The sequence below is a fragment of the Chitinivibrionales bacterium genome (assembly GCA_035516255.1).
In the GTDB taxonomy this organism is placed as follows: Bacteria; Fibrobacterota; Chitinivibrionia; order Chitinivibrionales; family FEN-1185; genus FEN-1185.
On the sequence record DATJAL010000029.1, the window covers coordinates 1 to 23,396 of the forward strand.

At 56.8% G+C, this 23,396-nt stretch carries 25 protein-coding genes; 14 read left to right on the forward strand and 11 right to left on the reverse strand.

Going from position 1 to position 23,396, the window contains the following annotated elements; all coding sequences use genetic code 11:
• The 3 genes from VLX68_08330 to VLX68_08340 all read left to right on the forward strand — a co-directional run.
• On the forward strand, positions 1 to 334 hold a 334-nt coding region (locus tag VLX68_08330), incomplete at its 5' end, for a hypothetical protein (protein ID HUI92238.1).
• 158 nt (positions 335 to 492) lie between these two features.
• Entirely contained in the window at positions 493 to 2,487 is a 1,995-nt protein-coding gene (locus VLX68_08335) for a serine/threonine-protein kinase (protein ID HUI92239.1), read from the forward strand.
• Between the two features lie 112 nt (positions 2,488 to 2,599).
• Positions 2,600 to 3,598, forward strand: coding sequence for a lipase family protein (locus VLX68_08340; GenBank protein HUI92240.1), 999 nt, complete (start codon positions 2,600 to 2,602; stop codon positions 3,596 to 3,598).
• Positions 3,599 to 4,029: 431 nt separating this feature from the next.
• Here the strand turns inward: VLX68_08340 and VLX68_08345 are convergent, their stop codons facing one another.
• The 4 genes from VLX68_08345 to VLX68_08360 all read right to left on the reverse strand — a co-directional run bounded on the left by VLX68_08345 (position 4,030) and on the right by VLX68_08360 (position 6,821).
• Complete coding sequence (locus VLX68_08345) at positions 4,030 to 4,248, reverse strand: hypothetical protein (GenBank protein ID HUI92241.1); 219 nt, start codon at positions 4,246 to 4,248, stop codon at positions 4,030 to 4,032.
• A 66-nt stretch (positions 4,249 to 4,314) separates the two neighbouring features.
• On the reverse strand, positions 4,315 to 5,316 hold the full coding sequence (locus VLX68_08350) for an adenosine kinase (protein HUI92242.1): 1,002 nt from the start codon (positions 5,314 to 5,316) through the stop codon (positions 4,315 to 4,317).
• A gap of 239 nt (positions 5,317 to 5,555) precedes the next feature.
• Positions 5,556 to 5,993: a D-aminoacyl-tRNA deacylase gene (gene dtd / locus VLX68_08355; GenBank protein HUI92243.1), complete on the reverse strand. Its 438-nt coding sequence runs from the start codon at positions 5,991 to 5,993 to the stop codon at positions 5,556 to 5,558.
• A gap of 6 nt (positions 5,994 to 5,999) precedes the next feature.
• Complete coding sequence (locus tag VLX68_08360; protein ID HUI92244.1) at positions 6,000 to 6,821, reverse strand: hypothetical protein; 822 nt, start codon at positions 6,819 to 6,821, stop codon at positions 6,000 to 6,002.
• Positions 6,822 to 6,850: 29 nt separating this feature from the next.
• Between VLX68_08360 and VLX68_08365 the strand changes: the two genes are divergently transcribed.
• The 3 genes from VLX68_08365 (at position 6,851) to rnhA (ending at position 9,563) form a co-directional block, all read left to right on the forward strand.
• On the forward strand, positions 6,851 to 7,684 hold the full coding sequence (locus VLX68_08365; GenBank protein ID HUI92245.1) for a hypothetical protein: 834 nt from the start codon (positions 6,851 to 6,853) through the stop codon (positions 7,682 to 7,684).
• Positions 7,684 to 8,949 (forward strand): hypothetical protein, encoded by a 1,266-nt coding sequence (locus VLX68_08370; GenBank protein HUI92246.1) that lies wholly within the window; start codon positions 7,684 to 7,686, stop codon positions 8,947 to 8,949. The genes VLX68_08365 and VLX68_08370 overlap by 1 nt, the downstream gene beginning before the upstream one ends.
• A gap of 152 nt (positions 8,950 to 9,101) precedes the next feature.
• Positions 9,102 to 9,563 (forward strand): ribonuclease HI, encoded by a 462-nt coding sequence (gene rnhA / locus VLX68_08375; protein ID HUI92247.1) that lies wholly within the window; start codon positions 9,102 to 9,104, stop codon positions 9,561 to 9,563.
• A gap of 78 nt (positions 9,564 to 9,641) precedes the next feature.
• Here the strand turns inward: rnhA and VLX68_08380 are convergent, their stop codons facing one another.
• The 3 genes from VLX68_08380 to VLX68_08390 all read right to left on the reverse strand — a co-directional run bounded on the left by VLX68_08380 (position 9,642) and on the right by VLX68_08390 (position 13,224).
• On the reverse strand, positions 9,642 to 10,040 hold the full coding sequence (locus VLX68_08380; GenBank protein ID HUI92248.1) for a YbgC/FadM family acyl-CoA thioesterase: 399 nt from the start codon (positions 10,038 to 10,040) through the stop codon (positions 9,642 to 9,644).
• A 67-nt stretch (positions 10,041 to 10,107) separates the two neighbouring features.
• A complete protein-coding gene (locus tag VLX68_08385) occupies positions 10,108 to 11,535 on the reverse strand; it encodes a sigma-54 dependent transcriptional regulator (protein HUI92249.1) in 1,428 nt (475 codons plus the stop codon).
• Positions 11,536 to 11,748: 213 nt separating this feature from the next.
• Positions 11,749 to 13,224: a polysaccharide deacetylase family protein gene (locus VLX68_08390; GenBank protein ID HUI92250.1), complete on the reverse strand. Its 1,476-nt coding sequence runs from the start codon at positions 13,222 to 13,224 to the stop codon at positions 11,749 to 11,751.
• A 373-nt stretch (positions 13,225 to 13,597) separates the two neighbouring features.
• Here VLX68_08390 and VLX68_08395 point away from each other — a divergent pair, with 373 nt between their 5' ends.
• Both VLX68_08395 and VLX68_08400 read left to right on the forward strand, forming a co-directional pair.
• A complete protein-coding gene (locus VLX68_08395) occupies positions 13,598 to 13,954 on the forward strand; it encodes a hypothetical protein (protein HUI92251.1) in 357 nt (118 codons plus the stop codon).
• Positions 13,955 to 13,963: 9 nt separating this feature from the next.
• Positions 13,964 to 14,845: a M23 family metallopeptidase gene (locus VLX68_08400; protein HUI92252.1), complete on the forward strand. Its 882-nt coding sequence runs from the start codon at positions 13,964 to 13,966 to the stop codon at positions 14,843 to 14,845.
• Here the strand turns inward: VLX68_08400 and VLX68_08405 are convergent.
• Both VLX68_08405 and VLX68_08410 read right to left on the reverse strand, forming a co-directional pair.
• A complete protein-coding gene (locus VLX68_08405) occupies positions 14,837 to 15,970 on the reverse strand; it encodes a serine/threonine-protein kinase (GenBank protein HUI92253.1) in 1,134 nt (377 codons plus the stop codon). The genes VLX68_08400 and VLX68_08405 overlap by 9 nt on opposite strands.
• 179 nt (positions 15,971 to 16,149) lie before the next feature.
• The gene (locus VLX68_08410) at positions 16,150 to 16,398 is read right to left on the reverse strand and encodes a hypothetical protein (protein HUI92254.1); all 249 of its coding nucleotides are present in this window, start codon (positions 16,396 to 16,398) and stop codon (positions 16,150 to 16,152) included.
• A gap of 30 nt (positions 16,399 to 16,428) precedes the next feature.
• Between VLX68_08410 and VLX68_08415 the strand changes: the two genes are divergently transcribed.
• From VLX68_08415 to VLX68_08440, 6 genes are all read left to right on the forward strand, one after another.
• The gene (locus VLX68_08415) at positions 16,429 to 17,445 is read left to right on the forward strand and encodes a glycosyltransferase family 9 protein (protein ID HUI92255.1); all 1,017 of its coding nucleotides are present in this window, start codon (positions 16,429 to 16,431) and stop codon (positions 17,443 to 17,445) included.
• Positions 17,446 to 17,557: 112 nt separating this feature from the next.
• The gene (locus VLX68_08420; protein ID HUI92256.1) at positions 17,558 to 17,857 is read left to right on the forward strand and encodes a hypothetical protein; all 300 of its coding nucleotides are present in this window, start codon (positions 17,558 to 17,560) and stop codon (positions 17,855 to 17,857) included.
• A 45-nt stretch (positions 17,858 to 17,902) separates the two neighbouring features.
• Positions 17,903 to 18,238, forward strand: coding sequence for a thioredoxin (gene trxA / locus VLX68_08425; GenBank protein HUI92257.1), 336 nt, complete (start codon positions 17,903 to 17,905; stop codon positions 18,236 to 18,238).
• Between the two features lie 142 nt (positions 18,239 to 18,380).
• Positions 18,381 to 19,868, forward strand: coding sequence for a radical SAM protein (locus tag VLX68_08430; GenBank protein ID HUI92258.1), 1,488 nt, complete (start codon positions 18,381 to 18,383; stop codon positions 19,866 to 19,868).
• Positions 19,862 to 21,016 carry a glycosyltransferase family 2 protein gene (locus VLX68_08435; GenBank protein ID HUI92259.1) on the forward strand — a complete coding sequence of 385 codons (1,155 nt, stop codon included), beginning with the start codon at positions 19,862 to 19,864 and terminating at the stop codon, positions 21,014 to 21,016. The genes VLX68_08430 and VLX68_08435 overlap by 7 nt, the downstream gene beginning before the upstream one ends.
• Before the next feature lie 122 nt (positions 21,017 to 21,138).
• Positions 21,139 to 21,657, forward strand: coding sequence for a flavin reductase family protein (locus VLX68_08440; protein ID HUI92260.1), 519 nt, complete (start codon positions 21,139 to 21,141; stop codon positions 21,655 to 21,657).
• 210 nt (positions 21,658 to 21,867) lie between these two features.
• Here the strand turns inward: VLX68_08440 and VLX68_08445 are convergent, their stop codons facing one another.
• Positions 21,868 to 22,662 carry a hypothetical protein gene (locus tag VLX68_08445; protein HUI92261.1) on the reverse strand — a complete coding sequence of 265 codons (795 nt, stop codon included), beginning with the start codon at positions 22,660 to 22,662 and terminating at the stop codon, positions 21,868 to 21,870.
• The gene (locus VLX68_08450) at positions 22,659 to 23,378 is read right to left on the reverse strand and encodes a hypothetical protein (protein HUI92262.1); all 720 of its coding nucleotides are present in this window, start codon (positions 23,376 to 23,378) and stop codon (positions 22,659 to 22,661) included. Before VLX68_08450 ends, VLX68_08445 begins: the two co-directional genes overlap by 4 nt.
• Between the last annotated feature and the right edge of the window lie 18 nt (positions 23,379 to 23,396).

The following is a 23,396-nucleotide window of genomic DNA, read 5'->3' on the forward strand; positions in this document are numbered from 1 at the left end:
CTTTCCTGAGGTTGCCAACAACTGGACTGCTTCCCGTTTGAACGCATCGTCATACTTCTTACGTGACGTAGACATACACACCTCCAAGAACAAAGATAAATTTGGTTCTCGGAGTGTCCAAATTCAGGAGTACACCTCAACCGGTGATCCGGGGGCACACCCCCTCTTTGGCGCCGAAGTCCTGTGGTCTGCGGAAAGCAGGGTGGCCAGCGATCCACCTGTGGCAGGTCAAACCTTACGTGGCGGAGAAAGACAAGTATTATGGCCAGTTGAAAAGGATTGTGTTCCGTCGACTGATTATCGGCTTGTGATTGACAAATGCCCGATAGTGTAATCTTTGATTGATTAGATGAAAAAGTCTGCCGCCGCGTTAGGCGGACTGGAGTGGTGCGCTGGAGCGCAGCGCCGGCCGACCCGACCCTGAGTTTTAACGGGGGGGAGGGGAACGCCCAGATTTATTTTTAAATAATTTAGCAGGAATATCATCACTTAATGCCCTTCACCCTCTCCGACTACGCCGACATAAAAGAACTCGCCAAGGGCGGAATGGGCAAGATCTATCTCGCCACGCAGCTCTCCCTCAATCGCAAGGTTGTCATAAAGGAAATGGCGGCCGGGCTCCTCACCACGAAAAACGAGATCAAGCGGTTCGAGAACGAGGCGCGCGCCGGCGCGGCGCTTAACCACGACCACATCGTGCGGATCTACGATTTCGGCGAGGAGAAAAGTTCATTTTACATCGCCATGGAATTCATCGACGGCCCGGACCTTGACGCGCTGCTCAAGGACGCCGATTTCCCCAGGCAAATCGGCATGATGATCCTGCAGCAGGCGCTCAAGGGGCTTGCGTTCGCGCACGAGCAGGGGATCGTGCACCGCGACGTGAAACCCGCCAACATCCTCGTGTCGCGCAACGGCGCCGTGAAAATGGTGGATTTCGGGCTTGCCTACGCGGGCGCGCAATCGGGTCACATGACCGTCACGGGGTCGATCGTGGGCACTCCAGTGTACATGTCGCCCGAGTTGGTGAAGGGCGAGGAGACGCGCGACCGGTGCATGGACATCTGGGCTGCCGGAGTGATCCTGTACCGCATCGTCACGGGCAAATTTCCCTTTTCCGGAGAGACGGTGCCCGCGACGCTCATCAGCATCATCCAGGATAAGGAAACACCGGCGGGCGAGATCGATCCCACCCTGCCGCAAAGCATTTCGAGCCTGCTCAACTCATCTCTTGAGAAGGAACATCCCAAAAGGCTGGCGAGCCTGGGCCCGCTCATCGAGGCGATGCAGAATTATTTCTTTGAAATCGGCATCCGCGACCCCGTGGACGCCATAAAAAAATACCTTGCCGACAGAAAGGCCTCCGTTGCCGAGCTCGCCCCGCTGCTTGCTCGCTATCATCTTGTCAAGGGCGAGGAATGCTCGCGGGACAAGCGGCACGCGGCGGCGCAGGCGCATTTCCAAATGGCCAAAAAGCATGATCCCAAAAACAAGGACATCGCGGAAGCCCTGCGATCGCAGCAGGACTACATGGGTTCGCTCACCGCCGAGACCGCGACCGTCCCGGGCGGCATGCTTTCACAGGTCCGCGCCAGGCAGCGGAAAAAAAAGCGGTTGGGCATTCACGTGCTGACCGTGGGGGCCGCGATTGTTTCATTGGGCATTATTTTCGCGGGAGCGCTGGCGATTTTTGACCCCGACACTTGGCACGCCATGAAGGCGCCGGTGGTTGGCGCCTTCGGCAGGATTTTCACGTTCACACCGCTTTCTCCGTCGTCACTCCAAGGGCCGGCCCAGGTTCAGGCGTCCGATTCGATGAAGAAAGACGGTCGCGCGACGCAAACGGCGGCCCAAACCGCAACCGCGAAAAGCGACAGCGCTGCCATGACGCCGGTCGCTGACACGGCGGCGGTTCATTCACAAACAGCAAAGGATTCCACCATTTCTCCGCCGCCGGCGCCTCTGCCGCAGGCCCAAGAACCTGCGGGCGGAAAAGCGCTCGCCGCAAGCGGCGCACTGAAATCACTCGTAAAGGTCCCGGAAACCGTTTCCGGTCTTGTAAAGGTGCAGGTGAACGCGGCCGGCGCCATGGTGATGGTCGACGACCGGCTCATCAGCGCGAAGGAAATGAACGGCATCATGCTCACCGCCGGCACCCACCTGGTCACCGCGACCGCCGACGGGTACACGCCGTCAACCGCGAGCGTCACCGTGTTCGGCAGCGATACGCACCTGGTCGCGATCAGCCTCACGCCGGACAAAAAATCGGGCGCGCTCGAGGTGGTTTCCGACATCGCGGCCGAAATTTACATCGACGGCGAGTTCAAGGGAAACGCGCCCACCGGCGCGCCCATCGTGCTGTCCGAAGGGCAGCACACCGTGACGTTCAAGCGGCCGGGGTTCACCCCGTATGTCAAGACCGTCGCCATAAAGACGGGCGAGACGGCGCGCGTGAAGGTGGAGGGCGGGAAGGAAGGGGGGAAGTAGGGGGCGCTTGCATCATCAGCGCATTCCCCCGCCTGTACCGAGATTGCCATCGGTCAATTAGCGATCTTGCCGCCGAAGGCTATCCACGGTTTCTGAACAAAGGGGAACGTCCATGAAACGATTGATGTTGCTCTTTGCCCCTCTCCTCTTGTCCGGCTGCGTGGCAAACCTCAAGCCGCGGATCTGCACCACCGGAATTTCAATGTGCCCTCCGGGCGTGTGCGCGCAGGTGTCCGCCGACACGCAGGTCGTTCCGCCGCCGGGATGGTGCGGAAACGACGGGAAGGAACGCGTTCCCATTGTGGACCTGAAGCAGGCGGCGCAGATGATGCGGCTCTGCTTTCTTTCGTACGGGCCCGACGATTCCATCCGCGCCCTGGGCAGCGTGACCATCGACAGCGTTGATTGCGGCCCTCTTCCGCATATCAGCGGCAACAAATGGTTCATCTGGTACGACACCGTGGGTGCGGTCAAGCGGCAGGTGGTGGCGCTGCGCGGCACTGCGAATTTCGAGAACCTGTTTCAGGATTTTTATTATCCCAAAAAGTTCGACGCTGTTATTTCCGACTGGGTGCACGGCGGGATTTACGACGCGGTCATGAAAGTGGAACCCCTGGTGAAAGCGCGGCTCGTCCCCGGCGTGCGCGTCTGCCTCACCGGACATTCGCTGGGCGGCGCCATGGCATCGCTCCTGGCGCTGCATTTTTATAAAAGCGGCATGAACATGGGGCCGCTCTTCACCTTTGCGCAGCCGCAGGTGTTCTGCGAGACCACGGTCCTTGCGTACCGTTGCTTTCCGGTAATCCGGTTTATCAACGAGGACGATCCGGTGCCCTACGTGCCGCCCACCATGGCCATGCCGTCAAACCCCTCCGATTCGCTGAACCCGGGATTCCACGGCACGTTCCGCCAGCTCGGCGACGAGGCGGTCCTGCATGCGAAAGGCGGCTACGTTTACCGGTGCACCCACGACCAATACCGCAACGGTCGGCTCTACGCGAAAAGAATATGGAAGGCCATTTGCGCAAAGGATTACAAGGCGCTTCTGCCCGCGCACATGCAGGATGTTTACCTAGCGAGGATGAACAGGATTGCGGCGGGGGTGCCGTAGAAGCGGGCCTCAATCCCGCCTCCCGTTTTATTTTATTCGGTTTTCAACGCCGACAAATACCGCACTGGGAATAATAAATCTTATTGTCAAATAGCCAAGTAGTAAAGCGCCTGCTAAAATTGACAACAGGATAACCGGATTCCTTAAAGAGTTTTTAGGCCTTGGACTTGGCATGGTTTGAATCATTATAGCCTACCTGTAAATATCTTTTCTCGGGCCAATAACAAGAACAACGATAATCACCTCTCGGTCGTTTATATCATAAATGACCCTGTAAATTCCTATCCGGATCCGCCAACCATCCCGTCCGGACAATTTTTTGCATTAATGGGGACGAGGATTTTGAGCAAGACCGGAAACCGCCATTTTGATTCTGTGGTAATCGTCGCCGTGGATTTTTTCGAGAGCCTTATATGCCCTTGGCAGGATAGTTATTTGGTAGGACACTTTTTATGAGCTTGGTCGATTTCCCTAACCGCATGAAGAAAAGGAATCGCCTTTTCACCGGAAGCTTTTGCTTCATCGTAAGCTCTTATATCATCCAGTTCCTCAAGGTCGTTGATGACCTTCCGGTACGTTTTTATATCAAGAAAGACGCCGACTTTATGTCCGCCTTTGTCAATGATGTAATTCTCCTTCAGTTTGACCATGTTCTCCGGCCCTCCTTTCTATCGAAATATGGCATAAGTTATCTGTAATTTCATCAGAGAAAAATGCTATAATAACTTCCTAATCCTCCTCCACCCCTCCTCCGGTATCTGCGCCCCGACCACCTGGCACACCTCATACCCGCAGGCCGCGCCGATCTTTCCCGCTTTGTCAATTGGATAGCCGTTGACGAGCCCATACAAAAACCCGCTCGCCCACAAATCGCCCGCGCCCGTGGTGTCCACGGCCGAGCCGTCGCCCATGATGCCGATGGCCGTGGTTTTTCCCTTGTGCGCGATATAGCTGCCGCGTTTGCCGACCTTGACAACCGCGGTGGTTGCCTTTTGGGAGAGCGCTTCAAGCGCTTTTTCCTCTTCCAAGAGCCCGGTGAATGCCCGCGCCTCGTCCTCGTTGGCGATAAGGATGTCAACGTAGTCACGCACCAGGTCTTCCAGAATATTTTTTGACGCCTCGACCACGGTGTAGCTCGCGAGATCGAGCGACACGAGGGCGCCCGCCTTTTTCGCGGCGTCAAGCGCGGCGCGGATGAGCTTCTCGTTGAACAGCAGATATCCTTCGATGTGCACGAGCGCGGCGCCCTTGAACTGTTCGGCGAGGATCTCCTCGGGTTTTGTCTCCGCCGATGCGCCGAGGAACGTGAACATGGAGCGCTGCGCGTCCGGCGTGATGATCGAAAGCACACGGCCCGTGGCGGACGGCGACATGAACAGGCGCGGTTCGACGTTGTTGTCGGCGAGCGCTTTTTCGAGAAGCGCGCCGAGCTCGTCGCCGCCACGCTTTCCCACGAACCGCGCCCTGCCGCCGAGCTTGCCGATGCCGAGTATGGTGTTGCAGGCGGATCCGCCGGGCACGATGCACGTCTTTTGCGTCGTTTGCTTCAGAATGTTTTCAATGGTTCCCGCGCTGTCAACCAGCGTCATGCCGCCTTTTTTAGCGCCCGCCTGCGCGAGAAAGCCGTCGCTTTCGCGTACCAGGATGTCGACAAGCGCCGAACCGATACCCACGATGAGTTTTTCTTGAGTGTTTTTTTTCGGTTTGACTTTTTGCATGGGGTTCCTTGAAAACTGAACGTTGATTTTCTTTTTTAATTGGAATTAAAATAGAACTTTGTTTAAGGAAAGAAAAGCTCAGCGTGCTGCTGCGCCACTGATGGGTGAGAAAAACAAAACCGGCAAGATTCCTTTATCCGGCGCCGGGCAGGACTGAAGGCCGCCGCCGGAGCGCGGTGCTGCCCGGCCGCCGCGTCTTCTGCGGGGCGCCAAGCTTTTTTATTTCCTATCTATCAATACTACGCATCCAGCACAAACGTGACCGGACCATCGTTGACAAGCTCCACATCCATCATGGCGCCGAACACGCCGGTCTCGACGCGGCCGCACAGGGGTTTCATTTTTTCGACAAAATAGGTATAAAGTTCGTTCCCTTTTTCCGGGCCGGCCGCATCGGTGAAGCTCGGCCTGCGGCCTTTTGCGCAGTCTCCGTACAGGGTGAACTGCGACACCACAAGCGCGGCGCCGCCGGCGTCGGCAAGGGACAGGTTCATTTTTCCATGGCTGTCGGAGAAAATGCGCAGGTTGGCGCATTTTTCCGCGAGATAATCGGCCTTGGCCGCGGTGTCGTCTTTGTGAATGCCGACGAGGATGAGGAGGCCGCCGGTGATGGAGCCCGTCACGGTGCCCTTGACGGATACGGACGCTTTTTTTACCCGCTGGATGACGACGCGCATGAGGGGTTAAAAAGCCACCCTGAATCCGGCCCTGAGGCCGACGCCGCTCATGTCGCGCTTGCTGAAAAGTCCGACGGTGTTACTTGAGGTTTTCGTATCCGCCCATTGGTATTCTATACCCAGAAATACCGCGCTGTTCGGCCCGATGTCATAACTTGCGTCAACAATGGCTTTCATGATCAGCCCATAATAATAGTCGCTATGGGAAGTTTCCTTTTGTGGTGCGATTGAATCATAACCGGAGGTCACTGAGACCAACGAATTATATCCTATCTGGAACTGGGCGGATGGGTGGACGATGAGAGTAGGGACAGGATCGATCATTATAAACGCCATGACGGGAAACATGAAACTTTTGTCTGCATGTAGGATGCGGTATTGTCCGGTTGTATCGCGCACTTCCTGCGATTTTGTATTCCAGAGGAAGTCTCCGGCCAGTCCAAACGATATTTTCTTGTCAATGATCATTCCGTATTGCAACGCCGCGTCCCCGGAGCAAATGCCGGTTTGCAGAAGGGCCTGCGGCCATGTTGTCCCGATTTTTACCAACACCATGTTTTCCGCAAGACTCGAAAAAATCAGCCCGGACCCTGCAAAAAGGAGAAAAAACGCGGTCAGGATGCGTTTCATGAGGTTCCTTTCTGTTAATAAAATTCCGATTTCAGACGTAATAACGGTGTGCGTTTCTTTGTCTAATATAATAAAAGATTGACAGTGGTGGCGCGTATCGTTCGGCGTGGTGGTCAGTGTGATTTGATTAATGCGCCGAAGCAGGGGGTTTATAATTATTTTTATGTGAGTTCCGCTTGACGCAAAATGCGCGGACAAATTTTACTTCCTTATAAGGAAAGAAATGTATGATTAAAAAAGCGGTCGGCGTTTTGTTCTTGGCGCTTTTGTCCGGATGTTACACCCAGTTTGCCGCGATTCCGCGGAATGTGGCCTACGTGTCACCTCCCGACACCTCTGGGGAAAACGACAGTATGCAATCCCGCCTCCAGGACACGTTACGGACGTCCAACGACCAGGTGTGTTACTGGACGCGCGACCTTACGGGCCAGCCCGTACTGCGCTGTTACGACACTTATTACGGCCGTGACTGGTACCGGTACAATAATTACCCCTGGTGGTCGGCATCAGATCCCTATTTTTACGGCTCCTATAATTATTATGGCTGGGATCAACAATGCCCCGCATATTATTATTACGATTATTCCTGCGGCGCTTGCAGGTATTACCGCGACTACAACGGTACTGCTCGTTCATGGTGGTGGAATTCGCCCGGTTATTCCGGCCCGTCGCCGTCAGGTTCGTCAACGCCGTCGCGGGCCCGACGCGCGAGGTCGTCGGCTGTTCCCGGCCCCGGCTCGCATGCACCGTCCGGGGCTATGAAAAGGCCGGCGGGAAATACCTCGAGCACCGGAAGTGAAACCGGCATAATTGAAAAAAGCGGGTCCTCGTCGACAACCGCTCCTGACCGCAGAACAAGGGGCGATGCGGTGCCCGCCGCCACTGAATCCTCCGGCTCAACGGATATGTCCAAGCAGGACCAGCAGCAGCCGGCTCAGCAGCAGCCGGCCGACGCGACGCCGCAACAGGGCACCGACCGGGGAAACCAAACCGGTCAATCGGGCCAGAATCAGTCATCCGACAATAACCAACGAGATCACAGAAACCCCAGGAGCTGGTAATGAAAAAAATCGCTTTTGTCGCCGGAATCGCCGTCGCGGTGTTTTGCGCGCACCCTGCGCGCGCGGATTTATCGCTTGTCCAGCAGGCGGGCGAGGGCGCTCGGGCCCTCGGCATGGGGAACAACTATGTCGCGCTGTCAAGCGACCTCTCGGCCATGTTCTGGAATCCGGCGGGCTTTGCGTTCGTTCCGGCGCGGGAGCTGGCGGTGTCGTTTGAAGGCCTTTCCCAGCGAAACGACGCCACCTTTTCCCAGAACGGCGACTTTTCGTCGCTATCACGTCCCCGCCTTGACAACATCGGATACCTGCATGCGTTTCCCACGGTGCAGGGCGGGTTCACGCTCGCCGCCTCCTACCACAGCCCTTACACGTTTGACGACGTGCTGGCTTTCAGCGGTGATTATTTAGACGTAAACAACCACCAAATTTCACTTGACAATAACTACAAGACCTATGGCGGGCTCGACTTCTGGAGCGGCGGGTTCGGCCTGCAGGTGGCCAAAGGCCTCGGCATCGGCGCGGCAGTATCGCTGGTCACCGGCACGGAAAACGTTCGCACCACGCTGCTCAGGTTGACCGACGGCGCGATCGCCGACCCGATCAACGACGATTATGACCGAACGACCACCCGCTCCTATGTCGGCTACGACATACGTCTCGGCATGCTGTACCAGCCGGTGAAATTCCTCAACTTCGGGCTGCGGTTTGTGTTCCCGCAGACCGTCTGGTTCACCGAAGACCTTTCGGAGACCTATCCTTATACGCCGTCCGAGCCGGATTACAACACCCAGTACACGGGGAAACTGATGTCGTCCTATTCCGGCGCATTCGGCGGAGCCCTCGTGTTTCCGTTCCTCACCGCTTCGGGCGAGATCAGGACGCGGCTGCCGTACAGCGTGCTGTATCCGCTGGCCACCATTCCCGACACCAGTCTCGCTTCAAAGACGATGTGGGGCGCGGGGCTCGGCCTCGAGGTTCCATGCGGCGTGAGCTGGATCCTGGCACGCGCCGGCTTCTCATGGGATCAGTTCGACACGCATCTGTTTCTCAAGCAATACAGCGGCGAGGACCCGGGCTGGGACCCCCAGGGGCTTTCGCCGGTGGGAGACAGGCTTATGGGAACGCTCGGCATGGGGTTCATCATCAGAAGGGTTTGCCTCGAATGGGCCTACAGTTACGGCGCGTGGAGGCTTAACACTGAGAACGTGCTTACGGAAAACCATGTCCAGCAGCGGCTGATGATGTCGGTCGCTTTCCGTTTCTAGGATTTAAAACAAAGATCACTCGCAAAGAACGTCACGAGCGCCGGGAACACGAAAGAAAGACACAAACTCCTTGTGCGGGGGTGTCTTTCTTTTCTTTATTGTCTTCGCGACCTTAGCGTTCTTTGCGACGGGCCTCTTCACGGAAAGACCTCATGAAACAAGTCACCCTCTACACCGACGGCGCGTGCTCGGGCAACCCGGGTCCGGGTGGGTACGGCGCCATCCTCTCCTATAACGGCAAGGAAAAAGAACTGTACGGCGGGTTCCGCAACACCACGAACAACCGCATGGAGCTCATGGCCGTGATCGCGGGCCTTGAGTCCCTCAAGGAACAATGCGGCGTTACCGTGGTGTCGGATTCGAAATACGTGGTTGACGCAATGAGAAACGGCTGGGCCGCCAAATGGCGCGCCAACGGCTGGAGACGCAATAAAAAGGAGAAGGCCCTCAACCCCGACCTGTGGACGCGGCTGCTTGACCTGTGCGCAAAACACACGGTGACGTTTACGTGGGTCAACGGCCACGCGGGCCACCCGCAGAACGAGCGCTGCGACAGCATGGCGGTGGCGGCGGCGGCAATGCCGGGGCTGCCGGAGGACGCGAGGAATTGTTGACTGCGGAATGGGGATTGCGGAATTAAAGCAGGATCGGTTAAAGTTTCATTTGTCAACATCTTGTCGTCAATGGATATTTTACTTCAGTTTCTCCAGAATCTCTTTCGGCATCCTCTTCACCTTGCCCTTCCCATCAACGCATGCCGCCGTCACGTCGCCGCTTACGCAGAGCACGCCCTTCTGGTTGCGGATTTCATAATGGAAGGTGAGCGTCACTGAGGAATGTACGGCGATCGAGGTGGCCACGTCCAGCACGTCGTTGTAGCGGGCGGGGAAGTGGTATTTAAGGTGTGATTCTGCCACAACGAAGAGCGTGCCCTGTTTGTGAAGGTCTGAGAGCTCGAAGCCCATGTCGCGCAGCAGTTCGGTCCTTCCGCGCTCCATGTAGTTGAGATAGTTCGCATAATACACCACATCGCCGCAGTCGGTGTCTTCGTAGTAGATGCGGATTTTAATATGATTTACAGGTGATTTCATACGATATTGAGCGCTCCATCGCGTGCGGAAGAGGGGGAGAGCGGGTGAGTTTAAAGGAAAAGACGCATCATTTGGGAGACCTTATTTTTTTTGCCAGTTTGTCAATATTTTCCAATGTTTCTATTTTGTATTCCTTTATTTTCCGCCACAGCGTCGACCGCGAGATGCCGAGCTTCTTTGCGGTTTCGGAATAGTTGAACTGCATGGCCTCGAGCGCCTGCCGGATGTACATGCGCTCCATGGCCTCGAGCGTGGTGATGGTGCCCGCCGAAACGTCCGGCATAGCGCCGAACGGCCGGTGCGGCGCCTCGAGGAGCAGGCGGTTTTTGAACATGAACTCGGGCAGGTCCTTCTCGGTGATTTCGCCGCCTTCCGCGAGTACCATGGCGTGCTCGATGATGTTTTCGAGCTCGCGCACATTGCCGGGATAATCGTAATTCGCGAGCACCGCCTCCGCCGCGGGCGACAGCCTGGTGATGTTCTTCTCCAGCACCTCGTTGTTCTTGTGCACGAACAGTTTTATGAGGTTAGGGATGGTCTCCTTGCGGTCGCGCAGCGGCGGCAGGTGCAGGCAGAACACGTTGAGCCGGTAAAACAAGTCTTCCCTGAATTTCTTTTCGTTCACGAGCGCCGCAAGGTCCTTGTTGGTGGCGGCGATGATGCGGACGTTCACCGTGCGGGTCATATTTTCGCCGATGCGTTTGAACGTGCGCTCCTGCAAAAAGCGCAGCAGCTTCACCTGCGCCGCCGGCGAGAGCTCTGCCACTTCGTCAAGAAACAGCGTTCCCAAGTTCGCCTCCTCCACGAGGCCCATGCGGTCGCGGTCGGCGCCGGTGAAGGAGCCCTTTACGTGGCCGAACAGCTCGCTTTCGAACAGGGTGTCGGGGATCGCGCCGCAGTTCATGGCCACGAACTTGCCGTCGGTGCGGCGCGACATGTGGTGGATGATGCGCGCGAAAAATTCCTTGCCGCTGCCGCTTTCGCCGCACACGAGCACCGTCGACGACGTGGGCGCGATCTTCATGGCGAGCTTGAGGAGCTTCTGCATGGCCGGGCTTCCCGCCATGAGGTCGGTGAGCAGGCGCTGCTCGAGCTCCCGGTATTCGGCGAGGTTGTCCACTTTGGCCGAAAGCTTGTCGGCCGCCGATTTCAAGTCTGCCGGACGCACCGGCTTCATGAGGTAGAACGCGGCGCCGCTGCGCAGCGCCTTTGTCGCCGCGTCAAGGTCGTCCATGGTGGCGAGGATCACGACCTCGGAGTGCGGCGAGCGGGTCTTGATGTAGTGGACGAGGTCCATCTCCTGCGGCGGCATTGCCTCGATGTCAAGGAACACGATGTCGACCCGTTCCGCCTCGAGTAGGGTGAGCGCCTGTGCCGGCGACGTCGCGTTGATGACCTTGAAGCCGGACAATGCGCCTTCGTCAAGCAGGCCTGCCTTGGCCTTGGCGTTGAGCGTGACGGAAAGGATTGTTTTTTTTTCGGGTTCTGTTGGCATGGTGCACTAATATTCGGGTGGATATCTCAACATTTTTAATGATGATATACTAAAATACATTTTAAAGATCTTGAAGGGGAAGCATGCTTCAAAGTCTTCCTGTCCTGAAAAATATGACAGCATGATTGTCATGAAAAAAAATAAAGGGGCACGCCACTCGCGTGTGCGGATGTAAACCACTATGAACCGACCGCTGAATTCCGACCGCCGAGCTTATTCCTCAAGTGATGCGGAAGGGGAATAATGGGCCATGGTGCGGGGGAAGATGTCCTGGGATTTGCTGATGAGTTCTGGAATTGTCACGAAGGAATAGCCGCGGGATTTGAGGCCGTTGATGATCCCCGGAAGCGACTGCACCGTGGAAAGCCGCTGCGGGTTGAGCTTTGTTTCCATGCCGTCGTGCAGAAGTATGATGGCGCCGCCGCCGGTCTTTGAGAGAACGCGCTGCTCAATGGTTTTCGCGTTCAGATGCTGCCAGTCGTCGGGGGAAACGGTCCACGTCACCACGGTGTAATGTTCTTTATGCGCCAGGCTCATCATCCAGGGGCTGCGCCAGCCGTGCGGCGGCCGGAAATATTCCGGGCTCACGCCGCTCGCGTTGCGGATCGCCGTTGCCGCGGCGTCAAGTTCCTTTTGGATTTTGTTCGGCGGCTCCAGGGGACCCCAGAACGGGTGAGAATAGGTGTGATTTCCCAGTGTGTGTCCTTCCAACGCGATGCGCCTGGCAATGTCCGGATGTCGCTCCACATTTTTACCCACGACAAAAAACGTTGCCTTGACTCCGTATTTTGAAAGTGTGTCGAGAATCTGTCTGGTATAGGCGCTCGGACCGTCGTCGAACGTGAGCGCCACCAGCGGCTGGCTTTGCTGGCCGTGCGCCAACACCGAACCAAAAAGCCTGTTTTCGTTGTTTTCAGTCACCCACAAGAAACAAAGAATGGCCAATGCGGCAACGGCGAACCTTGCCAGGATGGACTGAGAATGCACGGCGCTGAACCGCGGTTTCCTGATGTTCGGGAAGTTGTAGAAGACGGGACGGTTGAAGAAATGCAGGCCGAAATCGTTGAGATAGTACAGCCACAGGGTCTGGAAGAATGCGTATTGGAATCTGCGCCCCGACGTCCATACGTACAGGTCACGGTCGATCACGAGCTTGCCCAGCCGCTTGAGCCGCAGCCCGAGCTCCACGTCGGCGCCCATGTTTACTTTCGGGTTGAGGCCGCCGCTCGCGACGTAGGCCGAGCGCCACACTGCTGCGTTTGCGCCGGCAAAATGGTAGTTGAGATGGCCTGCGACTTTTCCGGTAAGGCGGAGCAGGGAAGGACCGTCGTGGAACAGGAACGTGCCGCTTGACGCCACGACGCCGGGAATGGAAAGGTTGCTCAGGTGCTTTGAAAGCCAAAACGCGGGGACCATGGTATCGGCGTCGGTGCAGGCGATGATGTCGCCGGTCGCAGCGCTGAAGCCGGCGCGAAGGGCGTGCACGTATCCTTGCCGCGGTTCGTCCACCACCCTGATTCCCGTGGAAAGCGCGATTTCGCGGGTACGGTCGGTGGAAGCATTGTTCACCACGATGATTTCAAACGCGCCCTTATAATCCTGCTGTTTAAGCGAAGAAATGCAAGAAGCGATCAGGTCTTCTTCGTTGTACGCGGGCACAACAATGGAAAACGAGGGATATTGCTTCATTGATTTCCTGTGTCTAGACTAATGCTCGTGAAATGAGATACGAAGTAAAGACGATTGGCCCTGGCGAAACTGCTGAAAAGGCAAATATATCAACTGTATAAAATAATACAATAAGATAAGGAAAAGTCAAGGTTATAAGGAAAAAAATAACATTGAATAAAAAAATGTCTGACGTAATGTGCCGCCGTGAAAACCGAGCTGAAAGTTGGAGGATTTAAACGCTCCTTGGGCAATCTATCGCTGGGGACAACGCTGTTCCAAACCATAAAAAAAACGGCCTGCAAATATGCGCCGAAGAAATTGAATTGCATCGCTCTCCCAAATTATCTTTAGAAAAGGAACCCGGGGCATTTAACAAACGAGGAGGACCATCATGGACCGTGATAACGTATGGGACAAGCTGAAAAAGAATTTAAAGGAAGGGGCGGCGCTCTCCATTGAGAAAATCGAGGAGTATTCGAAAATCGGAAAACTCAAGATCGAGGAGTTCGCGGCCAAGAAAAAGGTCGAGCGGAACTGCGTTGATATCGGCGAAAGGGTTTTCGACCTGGTCGAGACCGGCAAGGCATCGGATGCCGCCAGCGATCTCCTGGTGAAAAAGGCGATCGAGAACATCCGCGCGCTCAACGAGGAACTCGCCGCGATCGAAAAGAAGATAAAGGTTGCCTCCGACGAAGCCAGGAAGTCCAAGAGCAGGAACGGGGACGGCGACAGCGCCGTTGGGGTGTAGCTTTACGGAATGAGAAAAAAGGAAAGAAAAGAGATCCTCCTGGTGCCGCCGGGCGGTTCAAAGGTCCGTCCGGTGCACGTTCCCCGCAGGCTCGTCGCATTCTGCTTCATCGTCATCGCGGCAGGGTTTGCGGGGTATTTCATTCCCTTCAACAGCTTCTCCATCGACGTGGTGCAGCGCAACCAGCAGAAAAACCTCGAGAACCAGAACAAAAAACTGTGGGCCATCATCAAGCCGGTACGCCGGATGCTCGACAACCTCGGCGACGAACTCCAGGGGCTTGAAAAAAGGAGACAGGCCATCACCGGCAAAATGGGCACGAAGGACGATGCCGTTGCCCCGGCGCGGCAGAAGCGCAGGGAGCAGGCTTCGCTCGGCGATCTCGAAGCGAGAGCGGCGCGCGATGAGAATTTTTTTCAGGGCCTTGCCGCGATGGTTTCAAGCCGGCCGGGGAGTTTCGATTCGGTTCCCCTTATCATGCCCGTTGAAGGGAAGCCCGTCATCAGCGCACGGTTTGAAAAGGAATTGGACCCGTTTACCGGCACCATGAAAAATCATACCGGAACGGATTTCATCGGCGTTGTCGGAACTCCCGTCATTGCGACGGCATCGGGCACGGTTTCCCGGGTCGAAGACGGCAAGATCTGGGGAAAACGAATTTTGATTAACCACGGCTTCGGGTACGGCACGGTGTATGCGCACCTTGGCACGGTGCAGGCGTTTGCCGGCAAGAAGGTGAAAAAAGGCGACTGCATCGCCCTCATGGGGCTCTCGGGTTTTACGAGCGGGCCGCACGTCCATTACGAAATTTGGTATCGGGGAAAGCCGGTCAATCCGGAAGACATGTTCTATCCCGATTCCGACGCGCTCGCGCCCGTCGCGCTACGGTAGGAGATGGAAGAACCGGGCCGCGAAAAACAAAAGGGCGAGCAGGAGCACGGCGCCCCCCGCGGTGACCGCCACCAACACCGGCGTCGACCACGCCTCCTTTTTCGCGCGCGGCGCCACCTCGATGTCCGGCCCGCGTGCGGCCGGGTTCTTGATGAAATCGAACACCACGTCGGCCGGCGCGCGGTCGGTGATCATCTTGAATTCCCGGTACAGCGCATTCGCCATTTCCGCCGCGGTGCCGAAACGGTCGTCGCGCGAGAGCGCCATGCTTTTCTTCACCACGTCCTCGACGGATTTCGGCACGCCGAGGTTGAACGACGAAATCGGCGCGAATTCACCTCGTGATTTCTGGCGCACGAGCTCCGAAATGGTCTTTTGCGGATACGCCCGCTGGCCGGTTATCATTTCGTAAAGCACCGACCCCAGCGAGAAGATGTCGCTGCGGTGGTCGATGTCCCTCCCCTCGAGCTGCTCGGGCGAGAGATAGGCGAGCGACCCCATCACCTTGCCGCCGATGGTGTGCAGGCTCACCTCGCTGGGCCGCGCGATGCCGAAGTCCATCAGCTTGACCATCCCGTCCTTCGAGATGATGATGTTGTCGGGTTTGATGTCGCGGTGGATGAGCCCTTTGTAAACCTTTCCGTACAGCGTGTAGTCCTTGAAGTGGGCGTAGTGGAGCGACTGGCACACGAAGTAGGCCGTGATGAGCGCGACGGGCAGCGGAAAACGGCCGTGCGTGGTGATGAGGTCGCGGATCGACAAGCCGTCCACGAATTCCATTTCGAGAAAGGGGACCTGCTGCTCCCAGTAGCCGAGGTTGTGGATCTCGACGATGTTGGGGTGGTGGATGTCGGCGAGGATTTTCGCTTCGGTAAAGAACCGCTCGCGCAGTTCCTTGTCAGATGCGTTCTTGAGGATCTTGAGCGCCCGCGTCACCTCGAGCCCCTCGTGCCACACCTTGTACACATTGGCCATGCCGCCCTCGCCCACGAGCTTGACGATGCGGTTGGGGCCGATCTTGTCGTCCACCTTGGGCATGGGCGACTGGTATGGATTGACCGCGGGGCCTTGTGTGGGCCGGATATAGCGTTTTGCCGGTTGGTTGGGTTCGGATTGTTCATTCATGGAGCGTTCGCCTGGTTTCTATGTGGTGACGGACAACGTTTCTATAGTATAGAATGATTCCGGTAAAAAGAAAATACATTTTGACTCGACTTTATTTTTATCGAAAGGTATTTTGGAGACAAGAAAAAATACAAAAATGGTGGGGGAAGCATCCCCCTCGCTGCGGCCCGGTCTCGCTTTTAAATATTTTCCACGATCTCGTATCCGGAAATTTGCGTGACCGGTCCTACGCTGCCCCCTCCTGGGTGCGGCCGGGTGCCGGCATCTTCAAGCTCCACACATCCGCTGGGCGCACCCGCGGTGAGCAGTTGTGAGGAAAAATTTAATTCGATTTTCTCAATTATCAATAATAAATAACGAATCAAGGTGTCATTGCGAGCATCGAGAAGCAATCGTCCGTTGATTGATTCGATGCCTTTTTCTGTCAACCGTCAACTGTAAACATAGAATTTGCAATCATGAACATCCTGATCATCCGCCTGTCCTCCATGGGCGACGTCATCCTCGCGACGTCGGTGTTTTCCTATTTGAAAAGAGAACTTCCCGTATCAAAGATTTGGTTTGTCACACAGGAAAAGTACGCCGAACTCTTTTCATACGACACAAGACTTGCGCGGGTCGTTCCGGTACAAAAGGGGGCTGAAAAGGCGGCGGCAAGGGAGCTTGCCGGCGTCGAATGGAACAGGATCATCGACCTGCAGAACAGCCCGAAAAGCCGCATGCTGCGGAAAGGCCTTTTGTCAAGGCAGCCCGCAGCGGCATTTCAAAAGCTGCATGGAAGGAGGCTGGCGCTTTTATGGGCCGGGATCAACCTGTATCGGCACGGCGACCACGTCGTCGCCCGCTACGCAAAGGCCGCCGGCTTTTCGAAACGCGACGGCGCACCGTTCCCTTCGGCGGGCATAATACTTGACAAGAAGAAATGCGAGGCGGTACGGAAAAGCGCGTCCGGCAGCGCCATGGTGCGGCCCATGATCGCCCTGTTTCCCTTCAGCGCGTGGAAGAACAAGGAATGGCCCACGGCAAATTACGCGTTTGTCGGACGGTATTTTTCGATAAAGGGATGGGGCGTCATGATCGCCGGCGGCCCGCAGGACGTCGCGGCGGCCGAAGCGTTAAAGCGCAGGATCGGCGGACAATGCCTTTCGACTGCCGGCGCGCTGTCGCTGTACGAAACCGCGTGCCTCGTCAGCATTTGTAAACTAGCGCTCGGCAACGACACCGGGCTTTGCCACCTGGCGCGCGCGTGCGGCGTGAAAACCGGCGTCATCTATGGACCCACCACGGCGCACTTCGGTTTTTTTCCCTATGGCGATCCGCCGTTCCGTGTTTTCGAGGCGCGGCATTTCTGCAGGCCGTGCCACGCGCACGGCGGAAACATCTGTTACACCGGTTCGCGGCGCTGCATGACGAAGATCAGGCCGGAGATGGTGATTAAAGGACTCGAGGAGTTGCATAATGATGGAAAATCCTGACAATCCGCGGTGATGAGAACGAAAAAAGATTGCAATGCTTTTTTCAGTCAACCATATCAAATGTTGTCAGGGGCTTGACTCTTTTTTCTGCACCCATCATTTTTAATGTTGTATGAAAAAAAGAATGGCGGCATTTTTTCTTGTTATCATCGTCAGCGCGTCCTGTACCGCCTTTTGCGCCGAAGTAACCCCCTCTTTCGATAGCTATGTTCAGTATTTCGCCGGTATTTCAATGCTCATGACCGACTCCAAAAGCAGCAGGCCCCAGAAAGCCGAGCGCTACCGCCGCCTGCGCCTGCTCACCGGCGTCAGCGCGGAACAGGCAAAGGCGTTCGCGCGGAAATACCAGAGCGATCCCGAAGGCTGGCAGAAATTCATGGGCGCGGTCCAGCAGGTTATTCAGAAAAAATGACGGCGGGCGGGGAGCAGCGCCGGCAATTCTAGAAGGAGTTTTACTATGGCAAGCGACGTCCTGTTTGAGTTTACCGATGCGAATTTTGAGGCCGAGGCGCTCAAGGCGCCCCTTCCGGTGCTCGTCGATTTCTGGGCCGAATGGTGCGGGCCGTGCAAGATGCTCACGCCCATCATCGAGGAGGTGGCGCAGGAGTACGGCGCCAAAGTGAAAATCGGCAAGCTCAACGTGGACCAGTCGCCCGCGACCGCTTCGCGCTACTCGGTGAGCAACATCCCCACGATCCTCTTTATCAAGGCGGGAAACGTCGTGGACCAGCAGGTGGGACTGCTTGCAAAAAAGGCGCTGAAGGCGAAAATAGATTCATTCCTACAATCTTGAGGCGCGTGCGCGAGGACTGGCGCATTGCCGCTGCATGCAACCACCACGGTGTGAACCGTTGTTCACCGTAAAGCATGCTGCTGTTTGCAAATCCATGCGGGAAAGTCCGGCAATCAAGTAAATTAATGGACAATTACGATGTATGAAAATTGTAGCGCTTAACCCTCCCTTTCTTCCGCGGTATTCGCGGGAATCTCGCTCGCCGGCCGTTGCCAAGAGCGGCACGCTGTATTATCCCATGTGGCTCGCCTACGCGGTGGGATTTCTTGAAAAGCAAGGCCACGAGGTGCTCTTCATCGATGCGCCTGCGGCAGGCCTTTCGTACGAACAAGTGGAGCAGCGTGTTGCCGGATTCTCCCCGCAGCTTGCCGTGGTGGACACCTCAACGCCGAGCATCTACAGCGACGTCCGGGTGGCGTGCTCGCTCAAGCGGAAAATCCCCGGCCTGTTCGCCGTGTGCGTGGGCGTGCACGTGTCGGCCCTGCCCGAGCAGACGCTTTCGCTTGAGGCGGGGCTCGACGCCGTTGCTTTCGGGGAATATGAGGCGACGCTCGCCGAGCTGGCTACGGTGCTGTCCTCAACGGCCAAAAAGGGCGCGCTGTCCTTGATAGCGGGCATTGCGTACCGCGACGCATCCGGCGCCATCAAACGCAACGGCCCGCGAGAATACATCGACAACCTCGACGAATTGCCCATGGTTTCGGCGGTGTACAAAAAGCACCTGAGCGTGGAGCCGTACTTTTACGGCCACAGCAGGCATCCGCTCATCGTGATCATGACCGGCAGGGGATGCCCGTTCCACTGCACGTTCTGCGTGGTGCCGCAGGTGCTGCAGGGTCACCGCTACCGCCGGCGCTCGGTGCAAGGCGTCGTGGACGAATTCATTTACATACGCGACAACTTCCCGCAGGTGCGCGAGATCATGATCGAGGACGACACGCTCACCGCAGACCCCAGGCGCTGCCGCGAGCTTTCGGCCGCGTTGATCGCGGCGGGAGCGACGCTTGTTCCGTGGTCGGCCAATTCACGCGCCGACGTCGACTTCGAGACCATGGCCGCCATGAAAAAGGCCGGGTGCAGGCTGTTCTGCGTGGGGTTCGAGAGCGGCGACCAGCAAATTCTTAACAACATCAAAAAGGGCACCACCATCGAGAAGATACGGCGCTTCATGAAGGACGCCAGGCGCGCCGGCATTCTCGTCCACGGCTGCTTCATGGTGGGAAACAGGGGAGAAACGCGGGAAACGCTCGAGACCACGCTCCGGTTTGCCAAGGAGCTCGGGCCCGACACCGCGCAGTTTTTCCCGATCATGGCGTATCCCGGCACCGACGACTACCGGTATTTCAAGGACAGGGGCTGGATCGTCACCGAGGACTTCCGCAAATGGCTCACCGACGACGGCCTGCACTCGTCGGTGGTGTCGAACCCCGACCTGAGCTATGAGACGCTTGTTGATTTCTGCGACAGGGCGCGCCGCGAATTCTACCTGCGGCCCCGCTACCTCGCGGGCAAAGCGGCGCAGGCGCTCCGGAACCCGGGCGAGTTCAAGCGGCTTGTCAAGGGCTTTCGCGCCCTGCTGCCGTATCTGGTCAACCCGTCTTTAAAGAGAAGGCCGGCGTCGCAATGCTGACCGCCGCTCTCATTGTTCTGTTCTGGCTGTCGCTGTTTCTGCTCGTCTATTCCTACGCCCTTTACCCGTTGATCCTTTCCTTGTTCGCGAAGCTTTTCGGCAGGCCCGCCCGCACGGATGAAACGGTTTTCCCTTCGGTGGGCGTGGTGGTTCCTGTTTACAATGAAGAAACCGTGGTGAAGCAGAAGGTGGAGAACCTGCTCGCCATGGAGTATCCCGCCGGAAGGCTCAGCGTGTGGGTTGGCTCCGACTGCAGTTCCGACGCGACGCACGACATCGTGAAGGCGATGGCCGACCCGCGCGTGCACCTGTGGGTCGCAGAGAGGCGCGGCGGCAAGACCGAAGTGATCAACAAGCTCGCGCTCCGGGTGGACGCCGACGTGCTCATGTTTACCGATGCGAACACCATGCACCGGCCCGACAGCCTGAAGAAAATGGTCCGCTGGTACGCCGATCCCTCGGTGGGCGGCGTGGGCGGCCATATCGAGCACGTCTGCGCGAACCGGGAGCTCGAGGAGGTGCTCTACCGCTCGTTCGAGTCGCGGCAGAAAATGCTCGAATCGCGGCTCCACAGCACCATCTCCGCGTTCGGCGGGTTTTACTCGGTGCGCAAACAGGCGTTCTCGCCCATCCACTACAATGCCTATTCCAACGACGACGTGATCATTCCCATGAACGTGATACGGCGCGGCTTTCGCATGATCTTCGACCCTGCCGCTGTTTCGGAAGAGGAGACCACCGAAAGCATCAGAATCGAGTTTTCGCGCCGCATCCGCATCGGCGCCGGAAATTTCCAGGCGTTTTCGTGGCTGCTCGATTTTCTGAACCCGCTCAAGGGGTGGCCGTGGTTCTGCTACGTTTCGCACAAGGTGACGCGGTGGTTCTCCCCGTTTTTCATCCTGGGCGCGCTGATCTCCGGCATCCTGCTCGCGCTATTGCACGGCCCGTTTTTCTACACGGTCCTGCTGTTTGCCGGACTGGCCGGTCTCGCGCTCGCGCTTGTCTATTCCTTTGCGCCCATTCCTTTCATCCGTCCCCTGTATTACTTCATTTCCATGAACGCGGCGCTGCTGGCCGGATTCTTCCGCTTCCTGGGAGGCATCAGGAGCGCGGCGTGGTCGCGGACCAGCCGCGGCTCCGAAAAGTAAATTTGGATATCTCTCCTTGCGGAAAATCGTGTTGCAAATAATATTTTTAATAATGAACGTTTGATGATTTCCTCGGCACGAATCAATCCTGTACCATTTGATTTTTGAAAGGGAACAAAGCTATGGAAAAGATGGATTACATGCAGGCAGCGCAGAAGGTGATGGAGCAGATCCGCAGCAAGGGCGGCGCGTTTCTCACGGCACAGGCCGGCGACGCGCTCAACACCATGACCATCGGCTGGGCGTCGCTCGGGTTTTTGTGGGGAAGGCCCATGCTCACGGTCATGGTGCGCAAGACACGCCACACCTTCGGCATCATCGAACGCGCAAAAGACTTCACCGTGTCGGTGCCGCTGTCGGGCATGGCACAACAGCTCGAGTTCTGCGGGACAAAATCGGGCCGCAACCACAAGAAAATCGAGGAGGCCGGCCTTGAGCTCGTGCCCAGCGTCAAGGTGCACACGCCGGTAATTCTCGTGCCCGGGATACAATTTGAATGCAAGATCGTGTATAAGTCGGCGATTGAACCGGGGAATCTGATCGAAGAATACGCGCATTTGTATCCGGAGAAGGATTTTCATACGATGTATTTTGGGGAGATCAAGGAGTGTTATTCGACGAAGGATGAGAAGCAGAAATAAAAATGATTAAAAAAAAATAAAATCTGGTGGGGGAGGCTTCCCCCTCGCTGCGGCCCGGCTGCGCTCCGAATTTATTTCTTCAATATGGTGCCCGAAAACTTGCGCGGCCTTGTTATTGCGGATTTCGGATTGCGGAATTCAAAAACGTTGAGGAATTTTATTTCATTTCGGCAGATTTGGTTTTCAATCCGCAATCCGCATTCCCCAACTCTACAAGTGCTCTCCTTCCCCCGGCACCTCGGGCAGCGGCTGGAAGTTGAAATAGATCTTCACGAACAGGGTGAACGCCTCCTCGAATTTCTTCCCGTACGAGATCTCCTTGTTTCTTCCCGGGTTGTCAAGCTCCTTTTTCTGCCATTCCCTGATCTGGTAGATGAGCTCCTTTGAGATCATGCGGAGCTTGACGAGCTGGTCGGGCTGCGTCTGCCACATCTTGATGCGCTCGTCGGATTTGGGCGAGGTGAGCGAGATGTCGTAGAACGAGTCGGGGATGCAGATGCTCCTGGGCAGGGCATAGGGCGAGTTCCGGGCCGCGCAGTAGAGGTAGTAAAACCCCTTGAGAAAGCGCGGGAAGAACGAGTCGAGGTACAGGAGGCGGTCCCAGCGCTCGTGCTGGAGGTCTTTTTCGAACGTCTCGAGCGTGGGGACAAAGGTCTTGCACACCTTGTTCAGGATGTCGGCCTCGAAATCGGAGATCATGTACGCCTTGTCGGGCGGTTCCCGGTGCACGTTTTTCTGGCGCCCGTCCTTGGTGATCTTGATTTCGTCGTCGTCGATGGGACCGATGAGGACGTAGTATGACTCGTCCTCGGAATTGTCGAACGATACCCGAACCTTCTCGAACTGGTGGGTCAGGTCGTTGTAGGTGACGCTCAGCTTGGCAAGAGGGATGGCGTAGGACGTGCGCTTGCCCTGTGCCTGCGCATTTGTCAATGAGGCCGCCGCCAGCACCGCTATGAGTAGGATCTGAGCAACCACGGTCACCCGCTTCGTGTTTCGGCTCACGCCGTCCGCTCAGCCTGGTTCTCCTCTGCGATCAGCAGGATGCGCGGATCGAGCTTCAAATGCATATCGGCCGCCACCACGGCATCATGGTCTTTCACCAGGTTGAGGTGGATGAAGTCCCCCCGCGGCTCAAGACAGATGAGGATGGCGATGTCGTCGATGTACGGGGCCAGCAGCTTCGGCACGCGCTTGGCGTCGGTCGCGTCCTCCTTGAGGGTGGCGCTGAACCAGAGCTCGAAACCGTTGTCCCGGGCGAACCTCCTGAATTCCCCGAACTCGCCGGCCGTCGCCTTGCCGAAATCGTATCCGTCAACGACGATCGTCTCGACGGAAAAATTCCCCTGTTCGATGAGCGTCCTGACGTTTTTCTCGATTTTCGCGACGGTGACGCTGGCCTGCTCGAAATTCATGACAAGCCTGTTCCTTATTATATCATCATGCACATCCATAGCGCAATCAAGTTTATACCGTTTTGCGATTTCCCGGAAAATGTCCTCGTACCACCGCACGATATGGCCGATGTTGCCGGAGTAGGAAAGGTGGATCACGTGCCTGCCGAGAAACAGCTGATCGGTGGCGATGTGCACGAGGCACGCGGTCTTGCCGAGGCCCTTGCGGGACGCGATCACGCCGATGTTGCCTTTTCCCGCGCCGCCATGCGCCGACTTTTCAAGGATCCGCAGGGGGCTTCTCTTCACCAGTTCTTTCCGTACCATTATCGATTCCTCCGTACC